Genomic DNA, 22,833 nt, shown 5'->3' with positions numbered 1-22,833 from the left:
CGGCTGGTCACTGAACCTTGAGAAGATGTGGTCTTGATGTCATCGGCGGCGACATCCGGCGACGGTCCGTGGGTCCGGTCCGGGCCGGAGGAACGCTGGTGTCCGTCCCCGGGCGGCCGGAGGCTCTACTTCCTGTAGAGGCCGGCCATGGTGCGGAAGGCCCGCTTCGGTTCGAGGTGGCCATCGGGCATCACCTTGCACACCCCGAACCCGGCCATGTCGAGGTCCAGGTGCGGGTCCGGGTGGTAGGGGTTGCTGTAACTCGCGAAGGTGAACCAGAACGCCGTGTCCACACCCTCCCGGTCGAAGGCGGCGATCAGGCGGCGCAGGTAGCGGGCTGGTTCCTCCTCGTCGCGGACAACGTCGCCGGGAATACGGGGCGGATCGGCGTCGTAATCGACGATGTCCCAGCCCATGCCACCTCGTGCGGCCGCGCCCCGGTACGTGCAGCAGCCGAACTCGGTCACCGCGAGCGGTTTGCCGGGCCGGAGGAACTGCTGCACGGCCGGCCGGAAGCCAGGGTCGTCGGGATCGACGTAGGCGTCCACGCCCACGATGTCGAAGGGCGTCCAGTCGATGTCCTCCCAGGTTCCGGAGGCATAGGTGATCCTGCCGCGGAACCGTCGGCGTACGGTCGCCGCGGCGTCGGCGAGCAGCCTGTTCACGGCGGCCGAGGCGTCTCCGAGCCGGCCCACCGCCTCGGGGTCGCCGCCGGACAGGGAATTGATCCGGGCGAAGGTGTCCGCGCCGGGCAGAAAGCCCGCGTCGAACAGGCTCAGTTCGCACCCGGCGACGAAGACGGCGGCGCCGGCGGCCTCGGCCCGGTCGGCGCAGTCGGCGAAGTACGGCAGCAACTCCTGGGCGGTTTGCTCGCAGGGAAAGGGGGAGAACCAGACCTCGAGCCCGGCGTCGGCGGCGTGCCCGGCCGCGACCGACAGCCTTTCGGGATCGCCACCGGTGATCCGGACGGCATCGCAGTGCAGGTCGTCGGCGATGATCCGCATCTCCTGCTTGACTGCGCCCGGGTCGAAGCCGGGCCGGCTGCTCCGCCCGCCGGGAGCGAATCCGGTGTCGTAGGTGATGCCCTTGGCGCGCACGAATACTCCTTCGGGGTCGCTGAAGAGGTAACAGAACGTTACGCAGGCGTCGAAGAACGATCCACCGCCGTCCCTGGGGAAATCAGGCTTGTTCGCAGCTCACAGCCCCAATCATGATTGCAATGACCGTGAGGGTGAAAGCACGCGCGTTGCATCGGACAGCGACCGGCGCCGATACTTGCCGCCGGCGTACCGGAAGGAGGGCGGATCAAATGCCCGGACGCAGGCTGACCAGCGACGACCGGCAGCGGATCGCCGTCGGGCTGGCGCAGGGGCGTAACTTCGCGGAGATCGCCGGCGACCTCGCCCGCCCGACCTCAACGGTCAGCCGTGAGGTGGCCCGCAACGGCGGGCCCGGCCGCTACCGCGCGGAGCTCGCGCAGTTGGCCACCGTACGCCGCGCCCGGCGCCGAGCGCCCGTTCCGGGCCGGGAGACCCCCGTCGCACCCGCCGGCCCCGATCCGGACGCGCGGATCGCACTGGTCACCGATCTCACTACGGTCCTGATCGACACCGGTCTGCCGCGCACCGCCGCCAGGGTGCTGGCCTGTCTGTTCACCGCGGAGACCGGCAGCGCCACCACCGCCGAGCTGACCGAGCAGCTCCGGATCAGCCCGGCGACGGTCTCGCTCGCGGTTGGGTTGCTGGAACAGCACGGACTGATCCGCCGCAGCCGCGACGGCCGCAGCCGGCGCCATCGGTACTTCCTCGACGAGGACGCGGGTGTCCGGTCCGCTGTCGTCAGCGTCCGTGCCAACCAGCGACTGGCCGATACCGTGCTGCGCGGCGCCGACATCTTGGGCGACGGCACCGCCGCCGGGGCCCGGCTCGCCGCAGCAGGCCGGTTCCTCGAACAGCTGGGCGACACCATCCTCCGTTTCGCGGAACAGCACCGGCTGTCCACGCGTTCCGCACTGGTCCTCGATCGCGGTGATCCTGCCACAGCGAGGACACGGCCCCGGGTGGGGGACGGCTGAAGCGGTGATGTCCGGGGCGTGACCAGAAAGGCCAAAAGGACCATCGCGACCGCAAGGGTGACGTACGCCACCGTCAGGTTGCAGCATCGGCGCTGTATCAAGCCGTGCTGAATCGAGGGGGCGCTGTGCGGAGCGGACGGAGCCGAATGCTGGCCGTGATCGCGCTTGCCGGCCTGCTCGTCGCGGGTTGTCAGAAGGACACCGCGGGCGGCGCGAGCGGCGCGGCTGCCTATCCGAGCAAAACTCTGCAGCTCATGGTGCCGGCCGCCCCGGGTGGGGGCTGGGATCTGACCGCCCGCACGATGCAGAAGGCCATGACCGACGGCAAACTGCTGGACAAGCCGGTTGAGGTCTACAACGTCACGGGGGCGGCGGGCACGATCGGGCTGGCTCAGCTTGTCAGCAAGAACCGCGGGGACGCGCACCACCTGATGGTGATGGGGCTGGTCATGGTGGGTGGCGTGGTGGCCAACAAGTCGCCGGTCAAGCTCGACCAGGTTACGCCGATCGCGACGCTCACCGCCGAGCAGGAGGTCGTGGTCGTGCCGGCGAACTCCAAGTACACGACGTTGAAGCAGCTCATGGACGACGCCAAGGCCCGGCCTGCCTCGATCAACTGGGGTGGGGGCTCGGCGGGGGGCACCGATCAGATCCTCGTGGGGCTGCTGGCCAAGGCGGCGGGGGCCGATCCGAAGGCGATGAAATACGTGGCCTACTCCGGCGGCGGGGAGGCCAAGGCGGCCCTGCTCGCGGGTGACCTGACCGCGGCGGTGTCGGGGCAGAGCGAGTTCAAGGACCTGGTGTCGGCGGGCAAGGTACGCGCCCTGGCTGTCTCGGGGGCGAGCGGTGTGGACGTGGGCGGGGGCAAGCCGGCCCCGACCATCAAGGAGCAGGGGTTCGACGTCGAGCTGATGAACTGGCGGGGCGTGGTGGCGCCGCCGGGGATCAGCGACGGGGACAAGGCCGCGGTCACCGCGTTCGTCGACAAGCTGCACGGGTCGGCCGCGTGGACCGAGGCCTCGAAGGCGCAGGGCTGGGAGGACTTCTACAAGAGCGGTGACGAGGCGTCGGCGTTCTTCGTCGCCGAGAACGAGCGGATCACGGCCGTCCTGACCGACATCGGGCTGGGCTGATGCCGATCCGCACCGAGCCGGGCCGCCGCCCGCAGCCCCAGACTGTGCTGGCGGCGGCCCTGCTGCTCGTGGGATTCCTGCTGCTCTGGTCGGCTCTGACCGCCGACGGTGACTTCGGGTTGCGGGGACCGCGGCTGGCGCCGGTCGTCGTCACCTCGGCCTGGGTGGCGGCGGCCGCAGTCCTCTTGGTTCAGCAGCTCCGGCCCAGCAAGGAATCCGCGACGCCGAAGCATCCCTCCTCACCCGACAACAGCGAAACACCGGAATTGTTCGGCAGGGAGGGTGAGGAAGGTGCCGGGGCCGGGGCCGGGGCCGGAGGCGCGGGCGCTGGGACGGCCACGACCGGAGGCGCGGGCGCTGCAACGGCCACGACCGGAGGCGTGGGCGCCGGATCGACAGCCGCCCCGCTCGGCGTCCTGGCCGCACTGGCCGGCTTCGCGATCGCCCTCGAATACGCCGGCTTCGTCGTGTCGGCCGCGCTCTTCACCGTGGTCACCGCCCGCATGCTCGGCAGCCGTCATCTTGTCCGCGACGTGATCGTGGCGATCGTCCTGCCCGTCGTCGTCTACCTGGCCTTCACCCGCCTGCTCGACATCTTCCTGCCCGCCGGGGTGTTCCCGCTGTGAGCGCCCTGCTCGACGGCTTCGGCACCGTCCTGAGCCCGGAATACCTGCTCTTCGCGGCCATCGGCGTCACCCTGGGAACGTTCGTCGGGGTGCTGCCCGGCATCGGTCCCGCGCTCACCATCGCGCTGCTGCTGCCGGTCACGTTCAGCCTGAACGACCCGATCGGCACGTTCATCATGTTCGCCGGCATCTACTACGGCGCCATGTACGGCGGCTCCACCACCTCGATCCTGCTCAACACCCCGGGCGAGTCGGCATCGGTCGCCACGGCCATCGAGGGTTACCAGATGGCACGGCGGGGAAGGGCCAAGGCCGCGCTGGCCACCGCCGCGATCGGGTCCTTCGTGGCCGGCACCGTCTCGACCCTGCTGCTCAGCGTGTTCGCGCCGCCGGTGGCGAGACTCGCGACCACTTTCCGGGCCGCTGACTACTTCGCCCTCGCGTTGCTGGCCATGGTCGCCGTCACCGCGTTGGTCGGGCGTTCCCTCGTACGGGGTCTGCTGTCCATGATCTTCGGTTTGTGGCTGGGCCTGGTCGGCATCGACGGGCTCACCGGGCAGGCGCGGTTCACGTTCGGCACGATGGAGCTGCTCGAGGGCATCGACGTCGTGGTGGTGATCGTCGGGTTGTTCGCGATCGGCGAGACGCTGTTCGTGGCGAGCCGGCTGCGCGCCCTGCCCGAGCACGTGACCCCGCTCGACCCCGGCGCCCACAAGGCCGGCTGGATGACCCGTGACGACTGGCGGCGGTCATGGGCGCCGTGGCTGCGCGGCACGGCGTTCGGCTTTCCGTTCGGGGCGCTGCCGTCCGGGGGCGCCGACGTTCCCACGTTCCTGTCCTACACGTACGAGAAACACCGCTCGAAGAATCGCGAACAGTTCGGCAAAGGCGCGATCGAAGGGGTCGCCGGTCCCGAGGCGGCCAACAACGCGGCGTTCTCGGGCGTGCTGGTGCCGCTGCTGACCCTCGGCATCCCGACCTCGGCCACGGCGGCGGTGATGCTGGCCGCTTTCCAGATCTTCAACCTGCAACCCGGCCCGCAGCTCTTCGACCGCGCGCCCGAACTGGTGTGGGCGCTGATCGCCTCGCTGTACGTCGGCAACGTGCTGCTGCTCGTGCTCAACCTGCCGCTGATCCGGCTCTGGGTCAAGGTGCTCCAGATCCCCAGACCCATCCTGTACGCGGGCATCCTGGTCCTCGCCACGCTCGGCGTCTACGCCTCGACCGGCAGCGTCAACCAGGTCTTCATCGCGTACGGCATCGGGGTTGTCGGTCTCGGGATGCGCCACTTCGACTTCCCGATCGCGCCCGTCATCCTGGGCCTGATCCTGGGGCCGATGATGGAGCTGCAGTTCCGCCGGGCGCTGGTGCTCTCCAACGGCGACGTGTCGGTGTTCTTCACCCGCCCGCTTACGGTCTTCCTGCTGGCGCTAATCGTGGTGGCGCTGCTCGTGCCGTACCTGCCCCGGTTCGTCGCGCGGCTCCGCGGGCGGCCCGCCGACGCCGAGCGCCTGAGTTTCGCGGAGGAGGATTGAGCTCAGGTGACACCGAGCCGATCGAGGACGCGGGCCACCCGCCGGCTCTCGTCCGCGATGAACCGGCGGAAGTCGTCACCGGCCAGATAAGCACCCGTCCACCCGAACCGGTCGCGGGCCCCCACCCAGTCCGCGGAAGCCTCCACCTCCGCGAACAGCGACCGGATCCCCTCGGCGTCACTCGTCGGCAGTCCCGGCGGCGCGATCAGCCCGCGCCAGTTGCCGACGACGACGTCGAACCCGGCCGAGCGTACGGTCGGCACCGCCACTCGGCCGACCGTACGCTCGCTGGTCACCGCCAGCGCCCGCAGCTGCCCCGACTCGATCTGATCGGTGTACTCGCTGAGCCCCGACATCGCGAACGCCACCTCCCGCCCCAGGATCGCGGCCAGCAGGTCACCGCCGCCGTCGTGCCGGGTGTAGGCCACCCGCGCCGGGGCCAGCCCGACCGCCTCGGCGAACAGCATCGCCGCCAGGTGGTCGGGACCGCCCACAGCCGAGCCGCCGCCCACCCGCAGGCCAGGATCGGCGCGCCAGGCCTCGACCAGTTCCACCAGATCCCCGTACGGGGAATCGCGTCTCACCACGACTATGGCGGGCTCCTGCAGGAGGCGGCAGACCGGCGTGGTGTCACCGAGGACGGGTGGCTGCCCGGAGGCCAGCTCGGCGCCGACCAGCCCGAGGCCCATGAGCATCACGAGATGGCCGTTGCCGTGCTCGTAGGCCAACCGGCGCAACCCGACGACACCGCTCGCGCCGGGCAGGTTGAACACCTCGACGCCGCGCGCGACCCCCGACGACTCCAGCGCGCGGGCCAGCACCCGGGCCGTGATGTCGTAACCGCTGCCCGGCGGGTTCGGCACCATCAGCCGCAGGTCGTCGCCGGGACGCGCGCAACCGGCGAGGACAGCGGCCAGCCCGGCGCCGAGGATTGTCCGCCTTCGCACCGTCCACCCCCTTGCGTTCACGGCCCGGAAACACTGTGCTGTGGACGGTCTCATACTCGTCGGAGGGGAGTCCCGTGCGGCACCGTCTGTCGTTCGCCGGCCAGCTGCTGCTCCTGCAACTGGCGATCGTCCTGCTCGTCGTGGGCGCGGTCGCCGCGGTGTCGATCGCCGAGGCCGACGCCACGTTCCGGCGCGTCGAAGGGGAACGGCTGCGCTCGGTCGGCGAGAACACGGCGATCAACCGGACCGTACGGCTGGGCCTGGACAACCCGCTCGGCCGCGAAGCCCTGGAAACGGTCGCCGAGAGTGCTCGAGCCGTCTCCGGAGCCTCGTACGTGATGGTGGCCGACGCCGCCGGGACCATCGTGACCGGCCCCGACGCCGGACGGGCGGCGCCCCTGGGTGACAGCACCGGCCTCACCGGACGGTCCTGGGTCGGCGTGATCACCGACGGCGGCAAGTCCCTCGCCGCGCACGTGCCGGTGCTCGACGAGGTGACCGGCGCCTTCATCGGGCTGATCATCGTCGGGCGCGCCTACCCCACGCTGATCGACCAGCTCGGCACCGCCGTCACCGACCTGCTGACGTACCTGGTCCTCGGCATCGCCCTCGGTGCCGGTGGCTCGCTGCTGCTGGCCCGCCGGGTCAAACGGCAGACCCTCGGCCTGGAACCCCGCGAGATCGCCGGCCTGGTCGAGCACCGCGAGGCCATGCTGCACGGCATCAAGGAAGGTGTGATCGGCACCGACTCGGCGCACCGGGTCACGCTGGCCAACGACGAGGCGATCCGGCTCCTCGGCATGCCACCCGACGTGGTCGGCCGCTCGCTGGAGGAGCAGCCGCTCGAACCGGCACTGCTCGACGTGCTCACCGGCCGGTCCGTCGGCGTCGACCAGGTGGTGCTCAGCGACGACCGGGTGGTGGTGCTCAACCGGCAGCCGGTGGTGATGCGCGACCGTACGGTCGGGTCGGTGACCACGCTGCGCGACCGCACCGAGCTGACCGCGCTGCGCCGCGAGCTCGACGTCAGCAGGCACACCACCGACACGCTGCGCGCCCAGGCCCACGAGTTCGTCAACCGGCTGCACACCATCGCCGGCCTGGTCGAGCTCGGCGAGCACGACGAGGTGGTCCGCTACATCACCCGCGCCAGCGAGCTGCATGAAAGCCTGGACCGCGAGGTCACCCGGGTCGTCCGGGACACGGCCCTGGCGGCGTTGCTGATCGCCAAGGCCAGCCTCGCGAGCGAACAGGGCGTGACGCTGTCCATCGGCGAGGGCACCGACCTCCCCCCGGTCGACGACCGGCTCTCCGCCGACCTGGTCACGGTGGTGGGGAATCTGGTCGACAACGCGTTCGACGCGCTCACGCCGGGCGGGGCGATTTCGGTCACCGTACGGGCGGAGGAGCGCGACGTCGTGGTGACGGTGACCGACAGCGGGCCCGGGGTGCCGCCCGAGATGGCCGAGCGGGTCTTCCAGCAGGGCTACAGCACCAAGGACTCGCGGCAGGGGCATCATGGGCTGGGGCTCGCGATGATCCGGCTGATCTGCGTTCATCGGGGTGGCGGGGTCTCGGTGTCCGGCTCGACCTTCACCGCCCGGCTGGGGCTCTCATGATCCGGGTGCCGGTCGCCTCTGCGGGGGCGTCATGATCCGGGTGCTGGTGGTGGACGACGACTTCATGGTGGCCCGGATCCACCGGGGCTATGTGGACCGGGTCGACGGCTTCACCACGGTTGGCACCGCGCACACCGGGGCCGACGCGCTCACCCAGGTGGCTTCGCTGCGGCCCGACCTGGTGCTGCTGGACATCTACCTGCCCGATGTGAGCGGACTCGAGGTGCTGCGGCGGCTGCGTTCCGACGGCGACGGCCCCGACGTGCTCGCCGTGACCGCGGCCCGCGACGTGCAGACCGTACGGACCGCCCTGCACGGGGGCGTCGTGCACTATCTGCTGAAACCGTTCACGTTCGACGTGCTGCGCGACCGGCTCGAGCGCTACGCCGCGGCGTACGGGCGTCTGGCCGACACGACCGACGTGGACCAGGCCGACGTCGACGACCTGTTCGTGGCCCTGCGCGCCACCGCCGCGCCGCTGCCCAAAGGCCTCACCGCCGACACGTCCGGCCTGATCGCAGACGCCATGCGCGCCACCGCGGGCGACCTGTCCGCGGCCGAGTGCGCCGAACGCATCGGCCTGTCCCGGGTCAGCACCCGCCGCTACCTGGAACACTTCGTCGCCGCAGGCAAGGCTGAGGTGCGCCTGCGCTACGGCTCGGCGGGCCGCCCGCAGCGCCGCTACCGCTGGATCGGCTGATCAGCCGGCGCACTGCGGTGCGGCGTAACGGCCCCGCTGGACGGCGCTCGACAGCTCCTTGCCGCCGAGGCTGATCGAGCAGGTCACCTCGCCGGGACCGCCCTGCTTGCGCTGCGCCAGCAGCACCAGCGGGGGCTTGTCGCCGGTGATGCGGAAGGTGTGCCGCCACGGGAGCTTCACTTCGCCGGTACGGATGATGTCGCGGTTCTCGTCCAGGTATTCGACCCGGGCCAGGTCGCCGTCGCTGGTCGAGGTGATCAGGTAAACGACCTCGTCGGCGGCAGGCTCGGCCACGGCGTTGCGTGTCTCTTTCCGGGTGCTGCCCGTGCTGCCTGTGCTGGCGGTGCCGCCGGTGCTGTCCGTGGTCGCCTCGCTGGTCACGCTCGGTTCCGGCGCCGCCCTTTCCGGCGTCCCGTCCTCGTCGAAGGGGTTCAGCAGCAGACCACCCACGCAGCCGAGCAGAGCCAGCCCCGCCAGCACGAACCACCACCGGCGACGGTCCCGTCCCGGCGACGCCTCGATCATCGTTTCCGCGTACGGTGGCGGCTCGGTCGGCGTTTCCGCGTACGGCTGCGGTTCGATCGGCGTTTCCGCGTACGGCTGCGGCTCGGTCGGCGTTTCCGCGTACGGCTGCGGTTCGATCGGCGTTTCCGCGTACGGCTGCGGCTCGATCGGTGAGGTGGGTGCCGACTCCATCCACGGGTCGGCGGGCGGCGTGTTCCGGCGGTCGTCCTGTCCGGCGTCAGTCACGGCTTCCACAGTAGGCAGCCGCGCAAACTCAGGAGATCACGACCTCACTGACCGGCAGCCGGTGAGTGGTCTGCGTGTTGGCCGGCCACAACTGCACGCCCGAACCGCCGAGCCGTACACCGCGGAACGCCGACACCCCCAGGCCCCGATCTCGATCAGATGAAGCCCTTCATAGTCGGAACGGGTGAGCATGAGCAGCCCCGCCTGGAACTGATCGGTCAGCCAGGACGCATGACCCCGCCGAACCGCCTGAGCCGCCTGAGCCGCCTGAGCCGCCTGAACCGCCCGAACCGCCCGGAACAGCCCGAACTGCCCCCGTAAGGCCGACCGCGTCGTACCGAAGCGTGCAACCCCGCCCCAACGCCGGGTTCGATCTCAAAGACATCGTCGATCACGCGTCCATGATCCAGCCCGAACGGCGTGGGGGCTCTTGAGTTCGGCCCGGACCGACGACAGAACTGCCGGCGTAACAGGCGCCGGCCCCACGACCGGACCCGCCGCCATCCGCTGGGACGCTGATGACCGCCTCGCCGGCCCGTTGGTCAAGACCTCCGGCCGATGACGGGCATCGCCGCCGGACGTCATCGTTGCTCAGGAACGCACCGTGGGCGGGTCAGGCTTCCACACCAGCCATTTCCGCTCGACGGCCTCCTCCAGATCCACGTCGTGGTGGCGCGCCAGCAGCAACACATGGCAGAGCACGTCGGCCAGTTCGCCCCGGAACATCTCCTCGATCTCCTGCTGCGTGTGCCCCTTGCTCCGAGCTTGACCGGCGCGCATGAGAAAAGCCTGAGTCAGCTCGCCAACCTCTTCCTGCAACTTCAGCAGGAACCAGGCGGCATCCCGCGTGATCCCATGCCGGCGGGCATAGCCCCGCGAGATTTCTTCTGCGTCATCCGCCAACCGCATCAGATCCACGGCGGCCAGCCTAGAGACGTACCCGCGCCGGGGCCGGACTCGGCACCCCATCGCGGTGTGGTCGATCAGCTGCAGATGGCCGCCACGTTTGATTCACGGACTTCCGACAGCAGCCAGGAACGCCAAGACGTGCACGTCGAAAAGCAGGGGCGCTCCGCGCCTCGCACGAGTGTCGCGTTGACCAAGAGGCCCACCCTCACACTCGGTAACAAACGATCGCGGCCGAATGAGTGCCCGCGGACCGGAGGGGATTTGAACCCCCGGTGGGGCATGGCACGCCGGCGGCCCCACGCGTCAACGAGCCGCCGCGCGTGCCGGGCCTGCAACCCGTGCCGCTGCAATAACCATCCTCTGCCACCGGTCCGCGATCAGTCTCCCGGCAAGCCGGCATCTCGCGCAGGCAATATCGGCTCAGCGCGCCCCCGCGAAAGCCGGTCCGGGTCGGTCGCGACTGTTCAGGATTCCGCTCGTGCATCACGCGTACGACCGCCCCTTGAGTCGCCTCGTACTACTACCGGTTGGCGCTCCGGCGAGCCTGTCGTCGGGACCGGCCAGTTGTCGCACGCTGCCGTCAAGCCGACGGACGGCATCCGTCGCGCCGGGTCGCACGATCAGCGGCATGACAGTTAACCCGATCATGGAGTGCTATGGCGCTGCCAGCCATTGACGAATCAGTACGAGGTCGCCGTTGGTGAGGCCGGCGAGTGGGTCGATTCGGTGTGGCAGTGCGCGCCCTGGATGGTGGGCTTGAACCCATTGCTGATCGGCATCGGTGATTTCGTCGTCGAGCCAGACGAAGGTGCGCCCGGCCGCCCATCGGCAGAGAAACGCCGCCTTCCAATGCAACCCGTGCTTGGGTTCGTCGTCATCGGGGAATTCGACGACGGGAAGCTTCGGCAGACCGAGCCGGGGCGAGATGAGGTCGTTGGCGTCGGCCATCCAGGTCGTTGCCCAGACCAGCTGACACCCCAACGCGAGCAACCTGCCTCCGTCCGCCGGGTCGAGCCGGGCCGGCAACGGATTGCCCGATACGTCATCGGCCGGCCCGACGGCGTCGGCCGGGACTCCGGCGAACTCGGCGGATCGGGCGCGGAACGGAAGCAGCGTGCCGTCGACGTCGAGAAACACGATCGGGTCACGCGTCGGGCGGGCCATCATCGACAGAATCTACCCGCAGCCGTTGCCGAAGCTGCCGTGCTTCACGGCCACGGTAGACCCGCAGAACGCCGGCGAGGGTGTCGCGCACATGCGGGTCGGGATGCTCGACCAAGTGGGCCAGTTCCCAGGCGCCGCCGCGTCGGGCACGGCCGAGCTCGCTGAGTACGTCGATGATCTCATCGGCGGTTGCCGCGTCCCGCAGGTTTGCCATCAGCTCGTGCTTCGGCCGTGGTGGTCCGTCGTACGGGAACCAGCGGCGCAGCCCAGCTCCTTTGTACCCGCCCCGTTGCGCGCAACAGCCGCAGGGCCGACGGCCGTGAGCCTGCGGCAGATACCGCCAGCCGACCCCCTGCGGCACATCGCGGACCCGCCGCACTTCACCGGGGGTAACCGCCCGAGGCACGAACACCTCGTAACCGCGCGGATCGTCCAGTCCGCGTATCACCGCGACCGCCTGCGCGGCGGTGACCTGCCGCGGCGTGGTGCCGTAGCGTCCGACGGTCACCGGCTCGGCGTCGGGCAGCCGCAGCTGCACCGCGACCAGGACGCCTTGCTGCCAGCGCCGCAGCTCTCGGACCCATTGACAGGTGAGCGTGTACGACGGCAGCACCGGCATGCAATACACGCCGCGTCCGCCGTCACGCCCGTGGCTACGCGCGGCGATCCCCGAGCGCCGGATACGCCCAGCTGCCCGCGCGGTGGTGATGTGTACGAACTCCGCCATCGCAAGCACCGTAGCCGACCGAGCGAACGTGAGAACCCCGAATTTCGGCCGCCCAGCAAGGGCACCTTGGACTGCCGAACCCGGCCTCACAATGATACGAACACGACAAGCGGTCACAGCCCGTCGCGCACCGTACGCGGCAGATCCGGTTGCGGGCCCTGCACATCGCGCAAAATCCGGAGGACGCTTGGCTGCTAACGTCTCGCTCTGTGAGCCAGAGTGGGAGCCAGGCTGCGGCATTCTTTCGTGAGATCGTCAGCAATGACGTCGTCTGGTTCGTCCGTGACGACCGAGGCAGCCCAACGCCGACAACCTCCAGTGGCGCAACGGCGATGCCGTATTGGTCGTCCCGGACCCGCGCTCAGCGCGCGGCCGACATCTGGGGAAACGGCCTCTACCCCGCTTCCATCTCGCTGGAGACGTGGCAGCACGCAGACCTGCCGGAGCTGGCCGATCAGGGATACCAGGTAGGGATCAACTGGACTGGGCCTCGGCTGGTCGGCTGGGATTTCACCGTGGTCGAGGTGCTCAATCGCCTGGCGCACGCGTTACACGAAAGCCCGCGTTCAGATGCGGCAGCGTCGAAAACGGTATAGAACTCGACGCGCCTGAACGCACCTCACCAGGCCCGTCACGATCTGGAGCAGCGGCGAGGCTGATCTGTCCACCGTGCACCTGACCGACGACCGAGTCGTCAACAAGACTTATAGATTGACGGGCCTGCGAGACTTGAACGGACTGCTCGACGAACTGGTCCGATTGCTCACCCGAGACGAGCTCCCGCCGGCGGCCTTCGTTTACCAGTGGCCGGGGACGGCACTCCGATAGGCCACCGCCGCGATGCCAGGCAGGCAAGCGAATCGCGGCAGTTGAGGACGTCACTTGATCGTCACTTGATCCGGCCACCATGCTTGACCAGCCACTCGCCGGTTTCCCAATCCGATGGGCTGTCTGGGATACGGAAGCAGAGATCGAAACGAATCTCCAGGTCCGACCAGCTGTGCCGGATGTAGACGGTACGGAAGATGTCCTCGAGACCGGGAATGGAGATCCCGACGGGATCCGGGAACAATTCCTCTAGTTCGGTGCGGGTCAGCGTTGTCCACAGCGCGAACTGCCAGGTCGTATACGGGTACCAGGTGTCGTGCACGAGTTCGAAGCGAGGCTCGCGTCCGACGAGGAAGTCGCGTATGTCGGCCATCAATTCCGCGCTGGTCGACGGAAGCACGAATGGCCACTGCTCCCCGGTTGGATAGCGGTACATCGCCGCGGAGGCAGCTATGTCCTGCACCAACCCGTCCCACTCCTCCGTGGAGACCGCCTGCGAGGGCAGATTGACGCCTGTGTGATCGATGCGCCCCACGCTCCCGGCGAGACGGTCCGCGAGGTCGGCCAGTTCGACGTGGTCACGACGGGGGGTGGGGCCGCTTCCAGCGAGCCCGATGGTGCGGCCGATGTCGAGGGCTACCTGGGGTGCCGCTACATCAGCCAGCCGAACCACGGTTATCGGACGTGCGGAGACCGGCGCCGGCGGGGTCAAAATCAGGCTATCGGCGGGTCCGCTCGTGGCGTAGGCGACGTCGGCAAGCAGCCTGCGCAGGTCACGAATGAATTGTTGCGAGGGGGAGGTGGTGGGTAGGCAGAACGCAATTTCCGTCAACCGGGCCATGCCCGCAACTTAACAAAAGACGATTGGGCCGACGTACTCACATCAGATCCGCGTACGTGATCACGTGAACCGGCGGCCTGATCCCCGGAGCCCGCTGCGCCGCCCGCCACGGCACCAGAACCGGCTCGATCAACGCCCACCGGGCATCCGACAGATCCGTTCGATACGGAAGTCGCTCAATCACCTTGCCAGCTCAACGAACGGCAGATACAACCTGTACGGCATCGGGTTCGCCGTGGCCCACCAGCCCCACCACGGGCACGACACCGGAGACCGCACGGGCCAGCACATTGGCGCTGGTCAGGCTGGGGGATCGTCGCGGTGGAGGGTGGCTCTGAGGCTGCGACCGCGCCAGCGGGTTGTGGTGAGGGCAGGAGCGGACGGGCGTCGGGACGCGGTCGTTGTCGCGGGTGTCGGGTGGGGCGGCAGCTCGACCCGGCGGACGGGGACACTCAGCGTCTGCCCGCACGAGGCGCACCGGAAACCGTCCACGACGGACGGTGTTTCACGTGTGCAGGGTTTGGCTGGGACGGCGGCCGAACTCCGAGTGGTAGCGGGCGGCGAAACGCCCCAGGTTGGCGAAGCCCCAGCGGTACGCGATGCCGGCCACCGTGTCGCCGTTGGTGGGGATCGGCTGCTTGCAGGTCGCGGTGGGCGCGTTCGAGGCGTACCCGGCGCAGGTAGCCCATGGGTGTGGTGCCGACGTGCCGGCGGAAACCGGTTTGCAGGGCGCGCACCCCGACGCCGGCCGCGTCCGCGATGTTCTGCGGGGTGAGCGGCGAGGCGGCGTTGGCGTCCGCATAGGCCACGGCGCGGCGGATGGCGGCCGGCGTGACCTGGCCGGGGTCGGCCACGTAGTCGAGCGTCATGGTGGAGTTCGGGAAGACGGTGACGGCCGCCGTGGCCGCCGTTTCGAGGGCGGCCGTCAGCATCAGCGGGTGCAGGTCTGCCTCGCCGGGCGCGGACAGCAGGCGGGTCAGGTAGGTGACGGTGGCGGCCCAGCGCCGGTTGGCGGCGGCCGAGATGGGGTCCATGGCGTCGAAGCGGAAGTCGACCGGGTCGACGCCGAGCCGGGCAGCGACGCCGGTGACCGCGCCGGCGGGGTGTTTCCTCCCCGTCGCGCACGCTACGGCCTGCACCCCGTACGGCGAAGGATTGTCAGCCGTAAGGACCAAGCGGGTCAGTTCGTAGAGTATGACGATGGGAATCGACTTCGCCCGATCGGAACGATCGCGTCTAGGGATCGAGTGGGAGATCGCCTGTGTCGACCGGCGCAGCGGCGAGCTGGCGCCCGCGGCCCCGCAGCTGCTGTCCCGGCTCGGCTCGTCGGCGGGCTTTCCGCACGTCACCGGCGAGTTGCTGACCAACACGATCGAGGTCGTCAGCGCGCCGCATCACCGGGTGTCGCACGCTGTCGGTGATCTGACCCGGCTGGTCGAGCGCGCCGCCGCGTACGCGGAGCCAAGGGGTGTTGATCTTCTCTCGTCGGGCACGCACCCGTTCAGCCAGTGGTTCCAGCAGCAGGTGACGCCGGGCAAGCCGCGCTACGACACCCTGATCGACCGGACCCGCTGGTGGGGACGGCAGATGATGATCTGGGGGGTGCACGTGCACGTCGCGGTGGAGGACCGCCGCAAGGTGCTGCCGATCATCGACGGGCTGCTCACGTATCTGCCGCACTTTCAGGCGTTGAGCGCGTCGAGCCCGTTCTGGGCCGGGGAGACCACCGGGTACGCCTCCAACCGGGCCCTGATGTTCCAGCAGCTGCCCACGGCCGGGTTGCCGCCGCAGTTCAGCGAGTGGTCGCAGTACGAGGCGCTGGCGGCCGACCTGCTGCACACCGGCGTGATCGAGGAGCTGAACGAGCTGCGCTGGGACATCCGGCCGTCGCCCAAGTGGGGCACGATCGAGGTCCGTACGTTCGACGGCATCCCGACCGCCTGGGAGATCTCGGCGATCGCCGCCCTGACCCAGTGCCTGGTCGAGCATTTCTCGCGCGAGCTCGACGCGGGCTGGGGCGTGCCGGCGATGCAGCCGTGGTTCGTGCGCGAGAACAAGTGGCGGGCCGCCCGCTACGGCATGGAAGCGATCATCATCCAGAACGCGGCCGGCGACGAGCTGCTGGTCACCAAGGACCTCGAGCAGCTGCTGCCCGCGCTGGCGCCGATCGCCGAGGCGCTGGGCTGCTCGGCCGAGCTCGAGAGGGTCCGGGACATCGTCGCGGGCGGCGCCAGTTATCAGCGGCAGCTGCGGGTGGCCGCGGCCAACGACGGCAGCCTCAAGGCGGTGGTGTCCTCGCTGGTGCGGGAGCTGCGGGAAAGCCTCACGCCCGTTTGACGGCGACGGTGACGCGGCGGGCGGTGGCGTAGATCGCGCCCGCCCAGCCATCGGCGTCGCGGAACGACAGGCTGGTGGCGCCGTCGGGGGCGGACGTGTCGGCGACGATCGTGAACGGCCCGCGCGGCAGCTGGTGGCGGTAGAACGAGAGCACGGACTCGGGGTCGGGCGCGGTCAGCGTGAACGAGGCGCCGGACCCGCGGTCGGACAGGTCGGTCACGTGGCTGCCGGGTGGCAGCGGGAAGGCCTGCGGCACATTGCGTACGGCGGTTTCGCGCCGGCCGGCCGGGTGGGCCTCGCGTGCTGCGGCGCGGACGGTGGCCGTGGTGGGCTCGCCGCGCCGGGCCTCGGGGGCGGGCGCCGGGTTTGCGCAGGCACCGAGCGTGGGGGCGGCCAGCAGGGTGGCCAGGACGGTGACGAGGCGCCGGGCAATCATGGGGTCCATCCTCCGCCATTCGGTCAAGGGCCGGGGCCGTACGTCCGTGTCAATCGACACATCCGCGCCATTTCCCGTTGTCCCGCCCGTAACGTTGGACGTTGCCCCGAACCCAGCGCTAGGAATGGTGCACACCCGGTGACCGCGACGACGACTGATCCGCGCCTGATCGACCTACCCGCGATCGACGTCGAGCCGGAGTCCCCGGCCCTGTTCCACTCCGCTTCCGCGCCCGTACGCCGCACCCTGGTCGACGTCTTCGACGCGACAGTGCAGGCCCACCCGTACGCCCGTGCGCTCGACGCCGGCGGGGTGGCGCTGACCTATCGCGAGCTGGCCGGCCGGGTCGACGCCGTGCGGGCCGAGCTCGCCGGGCACGGCATCGGCGCCGGTGACCGGGTCGGCGTCCGGGTCTCCTCCGGCACTGCCGAGCTCTACCTCGCGATCCTGGGCGTGCTCGCGGCGGGCGCCGCCTACGTGCCGGTGGACGCCGACGACCCCGCCGAACGTGCCGAGCTGGTCTTCGCCGAGGCCGCCGTGAGCGCCGTCATCGGTGACAACCTGAAGATCACTTTGCGCCGTACGCCGGCGGGCCGCCCCGGTCATCCCCGGCCCTCCGACGACGCGTGGATCATCTTCACCTCCGGCTCCACCGGCACCCCCAAAGGCGTGGCCGTCCCGCACGGCGCTGCGGCGGCTTTCGTCGACGCCGAGGCGCAGCTGTTCCTGGCCGAGGACGACGCCGAGCCGATCGGCACGCACGACCGTGTCCTGGCCGGCCTGTCGGTCGCCTTCGACGCCTCCTGCGAGGAGATGTGGCTCGCCTGGCGGCACGGCGCGTGTCTGGTGCCCGCGGCCCGTTCCCTGGTGCGCAGCGGCGTCGACCTCGGTCCCTGGCTGGCCGAGCAGCGCATCACGGTCGTCTCCACCGTGCCGACGCTGGCCGCGCTCTGGCCGGTGGAAGCGCTCGACGACGTCCGGCTGCTGATCTTCGGGGGTGAGGCGTGCCCGCCCGAGCTGGCCGAGCGGCTGGCCGTCGAGGGGCGCGAGGTCTGGAACACGTACGGGCCCACCGAGGCCACCGTGGTCGCCTGCGCGGCGCGGATGACCGGTGAGGCGCCCGTACGCATCGGCCTGCCCCTGACCGGCTGGGAGCTTGCCGTCGTCGACCCGTACGGGCTGCCGGTGGCCATGGGGGAGACCGGCGAGCTGGTCATCGGCGGGGTGGGTCTGGCCCGTTACCTCGACCCGGTCAAGGACGCCGAGAAGTTCGCCCCGCTGCCCGCCCTCGGCTGGGAACGTGCCTACCGCAGCGGCGACATCGTGCGCGCCGAGCCCGAGGGCCTGCTCTTCCTGGGCCGCGGCGACGAGCAGGTCAAGCTGGGCGGCCGCCGCATCGAGCTGGGCGAGGTCGACGCCGCCCTGCAGGCGCTGCCCGGGGTGGCGGGGGCCGCCGCCGCCGTCAAACGCACCGCCGCCGGCAACCAGCTGCTGGTCGGTTACCTGGTGCCGCGCGAGCCCGGCTTCGACACGGTGGCCGCCGCCGAGCGCATCCGCGAGCAGCTGCCCGCCGCGCTCGTCCCGCTGCTGGCCGTCGTCGACGACCTGCCCACCCGCACGTCGGGCAAGGTCGACAGGGCCGCCCTGCCCTGGCCCCTGGCCTCCGCGGGCGACGGCGCCGCCGCGCTGAGCGCCACCGAGGCCTGGCTGGCCGAGGGCTGGGAAAAGATCCTTGGCGTACGCCCGTCCGAGTCCCGCGCCGACTTCTTCTCCAGCGGCGGCAGCAGCCTCAACGCCGCGCAGCTGGTGGCGTGGATCCGGGAAAAGCACCCGCAGGTGTCGGTGGCCGACGTCTACCAGCACCCCACGCTGGCCGGGATGGCCGCCGTGCTGGACGCGCTCGGCGCCACCGCCCGGGTCCGCCGCGAGGTCCGGCCCACGCCGCGGCGCGCCGGCCTGCTGCAGGGCCTGCTCGCGCTGCCCCTGTTCGCCCTGGTCGGGCTGCGCTGGCTGACGGTCCTGGCCGCCGTGGGCAATCTCATCCCGGCCGCGTGGGCGCCCGACGTGTCGTGGTGGTGGGTCGGCGCCGCCTGGCTGCTGCTGTTCAGCCCGCCCGGCCGCATCGCCCTGGCCGCGGGTGGCGCTCGTGTGCTGCTGCGCGGCGTGCGCCCCGGCGACTATCCGCGCGGCGGCAGCGTGCACGTGCGGTTGTGGGCGGCCGAGCGGCTGGCCGAGCTGACCGGCGCGACAGGTGTGGCCGGGGCAGGCTGGATGATCACGTACGCGAAGGCACTCGGCGCGCAGATCAGCCCCGACGTCGACCTGCACTCCGCCCCGCCCGTCACCGGCCTGCTCAAGCTGGGCCGCGGCGCCGCCGTCGAACCCGAGGTCGACCTGTCCGGCCACTGGGTCGACGGCGACATCCTGCACATCGGCAAGGTGCGCGTCGGCGCGGGCGGGCGCGTGGGCTCCCGCAGCACGCTCATGCCGGGCGCGCGGGTCGGCAAGGGCGCGCAGATCGACGCGGGTTCCACCGTTGCCGGCGCCGTTCCCGCGGGCGAACGCTGGGCCGGTTCGCCCGCCGCCCCGAGCGCGGCCAAGGACAAGGCGGCCTGGCCCGCCCGCCGGCCCGAGCGCCGTTCCCGCCTCTGGGTCGCCGCCTACAGCGTGACCGCGCAGCTGCTGGGCCTGCTTCCGGTGGTGGCCGTGCTGCCCGCGCTGGCCCTGCTGCTGACGCAGTCGACGCTCGGGGGCGCGCTGCTGGTGGTGCCGGTGGCCGCGGTCGCCTACTTCCTCTCGTACGCGCTGCTGGTCCTCGCGGGCGTGCGGCTGCTCAGCGTCGGCCTGCGCGAGGGCTTCCACCCCGTACGGGGAAGGGTGGCCTGGCAGGTGTGGACGACCGAACGCCTGATGGGGATGGCGCGCACCGCCCTGTTCCCGATGTACGCCAGCCTGTTCACGCCGGTCTGGCTGCGGCTGCTCGGCGCTCGGATCGGCCGCGACGCCGAAGTGTCGACCGTGCTGGCGCTGCCCGCGATGACCACCGTCGCCGACGGCGCGTTCCTGGCCGACGACACGATGGTCGCCACGTACGAGCTGAGCCACGGCTGGCTGCGGGTCGCCCCGGTCCGCATCGGCAAACAGGCCTTCCTCGGCAACTCCGGCATGGCCGCCCCGGGCCGCTCGGTGCCCAAACGAGGGCTGGTCGGCGTGCTGTCGTCGGCCCCGCGCAAGGCCAAGAAGGGCTCGTCCTGGCTGGGCGCGCCCCCGATGCCGTTGCGCCGCACGGTCGGGTCCTCCGACACCAGCCGGACCTACAACCCGCCCGTACGTCTGAAGCTGGCTCGCGCCGCCGTCGAGCTGTGCCGGATGGTCCCGGTCATGCTGTTCGGCGCCCTGGCCGTCCTCGTCGCGGCCGCGCTCGCTGTGGTGTGGTCTGAGCTGGGGCCGTGGGCGGCCGTGCTGGCCGCCGGTCCGGTCGTGTTCGCCGCCACGATCGTCGCCGCGCTCACCGCCAGCGCCGCCAAGTGGCTGCTGGTCGGCCGGTTCCGGGTCACCGACCACGCGCTGTGGACGTCGTTCGTCTGGCGCAACGAGCTCGCCGACACGTTCGTCGAGGTCCTGGCGGCGCCCTGGCTGTTCCGCTTCGCCACCGGCACTCCACTGCTCACCCTGTGGCTGCGTACGCTGGGTGCGAAAATCGGCCGCGGCGCCTGGCTCGAGACGTTCTGGCTGCCCGAGTACGACCTCGTCCGGCTCGGGCCCGGCGCCACCGTCAACCGGGGGTGCGTCGTGCAGACCCACCTGTTCCATGATCGGATCATGAGCATGGATGAGGTCACCCTGGCCGCGGGCGCCACCCTCGGCCCGCACGGCATCGTGCTGCCCGGCGCGAGCATCGGCGCCCGCACCACCGTCGGGCCGGGCTCCCTGGTCACCCGTGGCGACGCCGTGCCCGGCGACAGCCGGTGGCTGGGCAACCCGATCGCGACCTGGGCATGACCCCACCGGGCGTCGATCATTCGACCGACTCCTACCTTCCCCGGCACGGCAACGGCGGCTACCGCGTCCTGCACTACGACCTCGACCTGGACTGCCGGGTCGCCGCCAACCGGCTGTCCGGCAAGGCGACCATCACCGCCCGCACGGTGCAGGAACTGACCCGGTTCAGCCTCGACCTCGGCCAGCTCCGCGTGGAGGACGTGCGCGTCGACGGGCGGCGCGCCACCTGGACCCACCGCGCCGGCAAGCTGCGCATCAAACCCGAGAGGGCGATCGGCTACGGCGCCATCTTCAAGGTCGAGATCCGGTACGCCGGCAAGCCCGTCCCGCTGTCCGGCCGGTGGGGCGACCTGGGCTGGGACGAGCTGACCGACGGCGTGCTGGTGGCCAGCCAGCCCAACGGGTCGCCGTCGTGGTTCCCGTGCAACGACCGGCTCGAAAAGGCGACCTTTCTGGTGCGGTTGACGGCTCCCACGCCGTACGCGGTGATCGTCACCGGCGACCTCGTCACGCGGCGGCGTGGGGCGGGCACCACCACGTGGGTCTACGAGCGCAACGAGCCGACCGCGCCGTACCTGATGAGCGTCCAGATCGGCCGGTACGAGGTGATCGAGCTGGCCGCGGCCCAGAAAGCGGCCATCCCGCCGCGCCTGCGTACCGTGTTCCGGCACGACTTCGGCCGGCACGGCGAGATCATGGCAACCTTCGAGAGGTTGTTCGGGCCGTACCCGTTCCGCGAGTACACCGTGGTGGTGGCCGACGACGACCTCGACGACCCGATCGAGGCGCAGGGCATGGCCGTGTTCGGCCGCAACCACCTCGACGGGCGGCGCACCCATGAACGGCTGGCCGCGCACGAACTTGCCCACCAGTGGTTCGGCAACAGCCTGACGGTCGCCGACTGGCGGCACATCTGGCTCAACGAAGGGTTCGCCACATACGCGGAATGGTTGTGGTCGGCGGCCTCGGGTGGCGCTTCGGCCGGCAGCCACGCCACCCGCTGGCACATCTGGCTCTCCTCGCAGCCACAGGACATCGCCGTCGCCGACCCGGGCGTGGACCGCATGTTCGACCCGCTGGTCTACAAGCGCGGGGCGGTCGCTCTGCACGCGTTACGGGTCCGGCTGGGTGACGACGCGTTCTTCGCCATGCTGCGCTCGTGGGTCGGCGAGAACCGGCACGGGCTGGTGACCACCGGCGGGTTCCGGCAGCACGCGTCGCGTTTCGCTGAGGGGCCTCTGGACGCTTTGTTCACCGACTGGCTGGACCGGCCGGCTCTGCCACCGCTCGCGCCAGCTGGTCGGTGACCGCGCCCCAGCCGTCGCTGAACCCCATGTCCTCGTGGCGCTTGCGGGCCGCGGGGTCGCCATGCCGGACGAGAACGCGGTAGTCGGTCCCCTCCGGATGCTCGGCAAGCGTGATCTCCGCGGTCAGCGGCACCGGATGCGCGTCGGCGGGCCGCCACGAGCTGTCGATGGTGTTGGTGAACACGATCCGTTCGAGTTCCTCGGCGAGCAGGAACACCGCGTCCATGTGCGGGACGAACGTGACGCCGTCCTCGCTCATCCGGGTCACCAGCCCACCGCCCGGCCGTACCTCGAGACGGTCGACCCGGCACACGGCGGGGGCGGGCAGATACCACTGCGCGAACTTGCCGGGATCGGTCCACGCCTGCCAGATCTTCGCGCGCGGGGCACGGATGACGCGTTGCAGGCTCAGGTCGAGTTCGGGGTTCATTCTTCCTCCGTGACGAATCGTTCGAGACGGTCGGTGCGCTGCTCCCAGACGCTGCGTTGCTCGGCCAGCCAGTCCTCGACGACGGCGAGGCGCTCGCGGTTGAGCACACAGGTGCGGACGCGGCCGGTTTTGGCAGTACGGATCAGGCCCGCCGACTCGAGGGTGCGGACGTGCTTCAGGAACGAGGGCAGAGTGATCGGGAATGCGCCGGCCAGATCGCCCACGCTGGCGGGGCCTTCGCCGAGCCGCCGGACGACACCCCGCCGCGTCGGATCAGCCAGCGCGACGAGGACGGCGTCGAGTTCCTGATACTTAGCCACGCGGCTAAGTATTGCCCCACCGGGTCGCCCTGCGCAACGGTTAATCCGTTGCCGCGCCGGGGACGGTCTCGTAGCTTGGTGACCACACCACACCACTTCCCCGGAGGGCCTCCCGATGTTGCGACAGACCCGGCAGCGGCGATTGAGT

The 22,833-nt window shown here is 70.6% G+C and carries 21 protein-coding genes and 1 pseudogene; 10 read left to right on the top strand and 12 right to left on the bottom strand.

Annotated features, from left to right (window positions below; all coding sequences use genetic code 11):
- Positions 1-125 precede the first annotated feature (125 nt).
- Positions 126-1,097, bottom strand: a complete 972-nt coding sequence (locus C8E87_RS41510; RefSeq protein ID WP_133878805.1) for a glycoside hydrolase family 113 protein — start codon at positions 1,095-1,097, stop codon at positions 126-128.
- A 212-nt stretch (positions 1,098-1,309) separates the two neighbouring features.
- On the opposite strand from C8E87_RS41510, the gene C8E87_RS41505 reads away from it, so the two are divergent.
- The 4 genes from C8E87_RS41505 (at position 1,310) to C8E87_RS41490 (ending at position 5,368) form a co-directional block, all read left to right on the top strand.
- Positions 1,310-2,074: a helix-turn-helix domain-containing protein gene (locus tag C8E87_RS41505; protein ID WP_133878804.1), complete on the top strand. Its 765-nt coding sequence runs from the start codon at positions 1,310-1,312 to the stop codon at positions 2,072-2,074.
- Positions 2,075-2,220: 146 nt separating this feature from the next.
- Complete coding sequence (locus tag C8E87_RS41500) at positions 2,221-3,207, top strand: Bug family tripartite tricarboxylate transporter substrate binding protein (RefSeq protein ID WP_133878803.1); 987 nt, start codon at positions 2,221-2,223, stop codon at positions 3,205-3,207.
- On the top strand, positions 3,207-3,833 hold the full coding sequence (locus C8E87_RS41495) for a tripartite tricarboxylate transporter TctB family protein (RefSeq protein WP_133878802.1): 627 nt from the start codon (positions 3,207-3,209) through the stop codon (positions 3,831-3,833). The genes C8E87_RS41500 and C8E87_RS41495 overlap by 1 nt, the downstream gene beginning before the upstream one ends.
- Positions 3,830-5,368: a tripartite tricarboxylate transporter permease gene (locus C8E87_RS41490; RefSeq protein ID WP_133878801.1), complete on the top strand. Its 1,539-nt coding sequence runs from the start codon at positions 3,830-3,832 to the stop codon at positions 5,366-5,368. The genes C8E87_RS41495 and C8E87_RS41490 overlap by 4 nt, the downstream gene beginning before the upstream one ends.
- 2 nt (positions 5,369-5,370) lie before the next feature.
- On the opposite strand, the gene C8E87_RS41485 is transcribed toward C8E87_RS41490, so the two are convergent.
- On the bottom strand, positions 5,371-6,315 hold the full coding sequence (locus C8E87_RS41485; RefSeq protein WP_133878800.1) for a Bug family tripartite tricarboxylate transporter substrate binding protein: 945 nt from the start codon (positions 6,313-6,315) through the stop codon (positions 5,371-5,373).
- Between the two features lie 74 nt (positions 6,316-6,389).
- Here C8E87_RS41485 and C8E87_RS41480 point away from each other — a divergent pair, with 74 nt between their 5' ends.
- Entirely contained in the window at positions 6,390-7,934 is a 1,545-nt protein-coding gene (locus tag C8E87_RS41480) for a sensor histidine kinase (RefSeq protein WP_203720627.1), read from the top strand.
- 31 nt (positions 7,935-7,965) lie between these two features.
- Positions 7,966-8,634: a response regulator gene (locus tag C8E87_RS41475; RefSeq protein WP_133878799.1), complete on the top strand. Its 669-nt coding sequence runs from the start codon at positions 7,966-7,968 to the stop codon at positions 8,632-8,634.
- On the opposite strand, the gene C8E87_RS41470 is transcribed toward C8E87_RS41475, so the two are convergent.
- From C8E87_RS41470 to C8E87_RS44120, 4 genes are all read right to left on the bottom strand, one after another.
- Positions 8,635-9,384, bottom strand: a complete 750-nt coding sequence (locus C8E87_RS41470; RefSeq protein WP_133878798.1) for a hypothetical protein — start codon at positions 9,382-9,384, stop codon at positions 8,635-8,637.
- A gap of 591 nt (positions 9,385-9,975) precedes the next feature.
- Positions 9,976-10,293 (bottom strand): MazG nucleotide pyrophosphohydrolase domain-containing protein, encoded by a 318-nt coding sequence (locus C8E87_RS41465; RefSeq protein ID WP_133879272.1) that lies wholly within the window; start codon positions 10,291-10,293, stop codon positions 9,976-9,978.
- A 654-nt stretch (positions 10,294-10,947) separates the two neighbouring features.
- Positions 10,948-11,460 carry an HAD domain-containing protein gene (locus C8E87_RS41460; protein WP_133878797.1) on the bottom strand — a complete coding sequence of 171 codons (513 nt, stop codon included), beginning with the start codon at positions 11,458-11,460 and terminating at the stop codon, positions 10,948-10,950.
- Positions 11,438-12,076 carry a HEAT repeat domain-containing protein gene (locus C8E87_RS44120; RefSeq protein WP_166661455.1) on the bottom strand — a complete coding sequence of 213 codons (639 nt, stop codon included), beginning with the start codon at positions 12,074-12,076 and terminating at the stop codon, positions 11,438-11,440. Before C8E87_RS44120 ends, C8E87_RS41460 begins: the two co-directional genes overlap by 23 nt.
- Before the next feature lie 317 nt (positions 12,077-12,393).
- On the opposite strand from C8E87_RS44120, the gene C8E87_RS41445 reads away from it, so the two are divergent.
- On the top strand, positions 12,394-12,780 hold the full coding sequence (locus C8E87_RS41445) for a DUF2750 domain-containing protein (RefSeq protein WP_133878794.1): 387 nt from the start codon (positions 12,394-12,396) through the stop codon (positions 12,778-12,780).
- 293 nt (positions 12,781-13,073) lie between these two features.
- Here the strand turns inward: C8E87_RS41445 and C8E87_RS41440 are convergent, their stop codons facing one another.
- The 3 genes and pseudogenes from C8E87_RS41440 to C8E87_RS44820 all read right to left on the bottom strand — a co-directional run bounded on the left by C8E87_RS41440 (position 13,074) and on the right by C8E87_RS44820 (position 15,028).
- On the bottom strand, positions 13,074-13,853 hold the full coding sequence (locus C8E87_RS41440) for a hypothetical protein (protein WP_133878793.1): 780 nt from the start codon (positions 13,851-13,853) through the stop codon (positions 13,074-13,076).
- Between the two features lie 73 nt (positions 13,854-13,926).
- A pseudogene (locus C8E87_RS46145) lies at positions 13,927-14,037 on the bottom strand (IS5 family transposase); the annotation flags it as partial.
- 268 nt (positions 14,038-14,305) lie between these two features.
- Positions 14,306-15,028: a helix-turn-helix domain-containing protein gene (locus tag C8E87_RS44820; protein WP_203720884.1), complete on the bottom strand. Its 723-nt coding sequence runs from the start codon at positions 15,026-15,028 to the stop codon at positions 14,306-14,308.
- Between the two features lie 25 nt (positions 15,029-15,053).
- Between C8E87_RS44820 and C8E87_RS41425 the strand changes: the two genes are divergently transcribed.
- The gene (locus C8E87_RS41425; protein WP_133878792.1) at positions 15,054-16,190 is read left to right on the top strand and encodes a glutamate--cysteine ligase; all 1,137 of its coding nucleotides are present in this window, start codon (positions 15,054-15,056) and stop codon (positions 16,188-16,190) included.
- Here the strand turns inward: C8E87_RS41425 and C8E87_RS41420 are convergent.
- The gene (locus C8E87_RS41420; RefSeq protein ID WP_133878791.1) at positions 16,177-16,626 is read right to left on the bottom strand and encodes a hypothetical protein; all 450 of its coding nucleotides are present in this window, start codon (positions 16,624-16,626) and stop codon (positions 16,177-16,179) included. The genes C8E87_RS41425 and C8E87_RS41420 overlap by 14 nt on opposite strands.
- 138 nt (positions 16,627-16,764) lie before the next feature.
- Between C8E87_RS41420 and C8E87_RS41415 the strand changes: the two genes are divergently transcribed.
- Together C8E87_RS41415 and C8E87_RS41410 are read left to right on the top strand one after the other, a co-directional pair.
- Positions 16,765-20,628, top strand: coding sequence for a Pls/PosA family non-ribosomal peptide synthetase (locus tag C8E87_RS41415; protein WP_133878790.1), 3,864 nt, complete (start codon positions 16,765-16,767; stop codon positions 20,626-20,628).
- Positions 20,625-21,935: a M1 family metallopeptidase gene (locus C8E87_RS41410; protein ID WP_133879271.1), complete on the top strand. Its 1,311-nt coding sequence runs from the start codon at positions 20,625-20,627 to the stop codon at positions 21,933-21,935. Before C8E87_RS41415 ends, C8E87_RS41410 begins: the two co-directional genes overlap by 4 nt.
- Here the strand turns inward: C8E87_RS41410 and C8E87_RS41405 are convergent.
- Entirely contained in the window at positions 21,880-22,365 is a 486-nt protein-coding gene (locus C8E87_RS41405; protein ID WP_133878789.1) for an SRPBCC domain-containing protein, read from the bottom strand. The genes C8E87_RS41410 and C8E87_RS41405 overlap by 56 nt on opposite strands.
- On the bottom strand, positions 22,362-22,685 hold the full coding sequence (locus tag C8E87_RS41400; RefSeq protein WP_133878788.1) for an ArsR/SmtB family transcription factor: 324 nt from the start codon (positions 22,683-22,685) through the stop codon (positions 22,362-22,364). The genes C8E87_RS41405 and C8E87_RS41400 overlap by 4 nt, the downstream gene beginning before the upstream one ends.
- Positions 22,686-22,833 lie beyond the last annotated feature (148 nt).

Origin of the sequence: Paractinoplanes brasiliensis, assembly GCF_004362215.1 — a bacterium.
GTDB classification, from domain to species: Bacteria; Actinomycetota; Actinomycetes; order Mycobacteriales; family Micromonosporaceae; genus Actinoplanes; species Actinoplanes brasiliensis.
Note: the sequence above shows the minus strand (reverse complement) of the source record. Positions and strands in the feature narration are given on the sequence as shown.

Coding starts and splice junctions, on each gene's coding strand:
- C8E87_RS41495 (WP_133878802.1), top strand. CDS start 3,207: ATGCCGATCCGCACCGAGCCGGGCCGCCGCCCGCAGCCCCAGACTGTG.
- C8E87_RS41500 (WP_133878803.1), top strand. CDS start 2,221: ATGCTGGCCGTGATCGCGCTTGCCGGCCTGCTCGTCGCGGGTTGTCAG.
- C8E87_RS41460 (WP_133878797.1), bottom strand. CDS start 11,460: ATGATGGCCCGCCCGACGCGTGACCCGATCGTGTTTCTCGACGTCGAC.
- C8E87_RS44120 (WP_166661455.1), bottom strand. CDS start 12,076: ATGCCGGTGCTGCCGTCGTACACGCTCACCTGTCAATGGGTCCGAGAG.
- C8E87_RS41440 (WP_133878793.1), bottom strand. CDS start 13,853: ATGGCCCGGTTGACGGAAATTGCGTTCTGCCTACCCACCACCTCCCCC.
- C8E87_RS41505 (WP_133878804.1), top strand. CDS start 1,310: ATGCCCGGACGCAGGCTGACCAGCGACGACCGGCAGCGGATCGCCGTC.
- C8E87_RS41475 (WP_133878799.1), top strand. CDS start 7,966: ATGATCCGGGTGCTGGTGGTGGACGACGACTTCATGGTGGCCCGGATC.
- C8E87_RS41465 (WP_133879272.1), bottom strand. CDS start 10,293: ATGCGGTTGGCGGATGACGCAGAAGAAATCTCGCGGGGCTATGCCCGC.
- C8E87_RS41420 (WP_133878791.1), bottom strand. CDS start 16,626: ATGATTGCCCGGCGCCTCGTCACCGTCCTGGCCACCCTGCTGGCCGCC.
- C8E87_RS41425 (WP_133878792.1), top strand. CDS start 15,054: ATGGGAATCGACTTCGCCCGATCGGAACGATCGCGTCTAGGGATCGAG.
- C8E87_RS41405 (WP_133878789.1), bottom strand. CDS start 22,365: ATGAACCCCGAACTCGACCTGAGCCTGCAACGCGTCATCCGTGCCCCG.
- C8E87_RS41410 (WP_133879271.1), top strand. CDS start 20,625: ATGACCCCACCGGGCGTCGATCATTCGACCGACTCCTACCTTCCCCGG.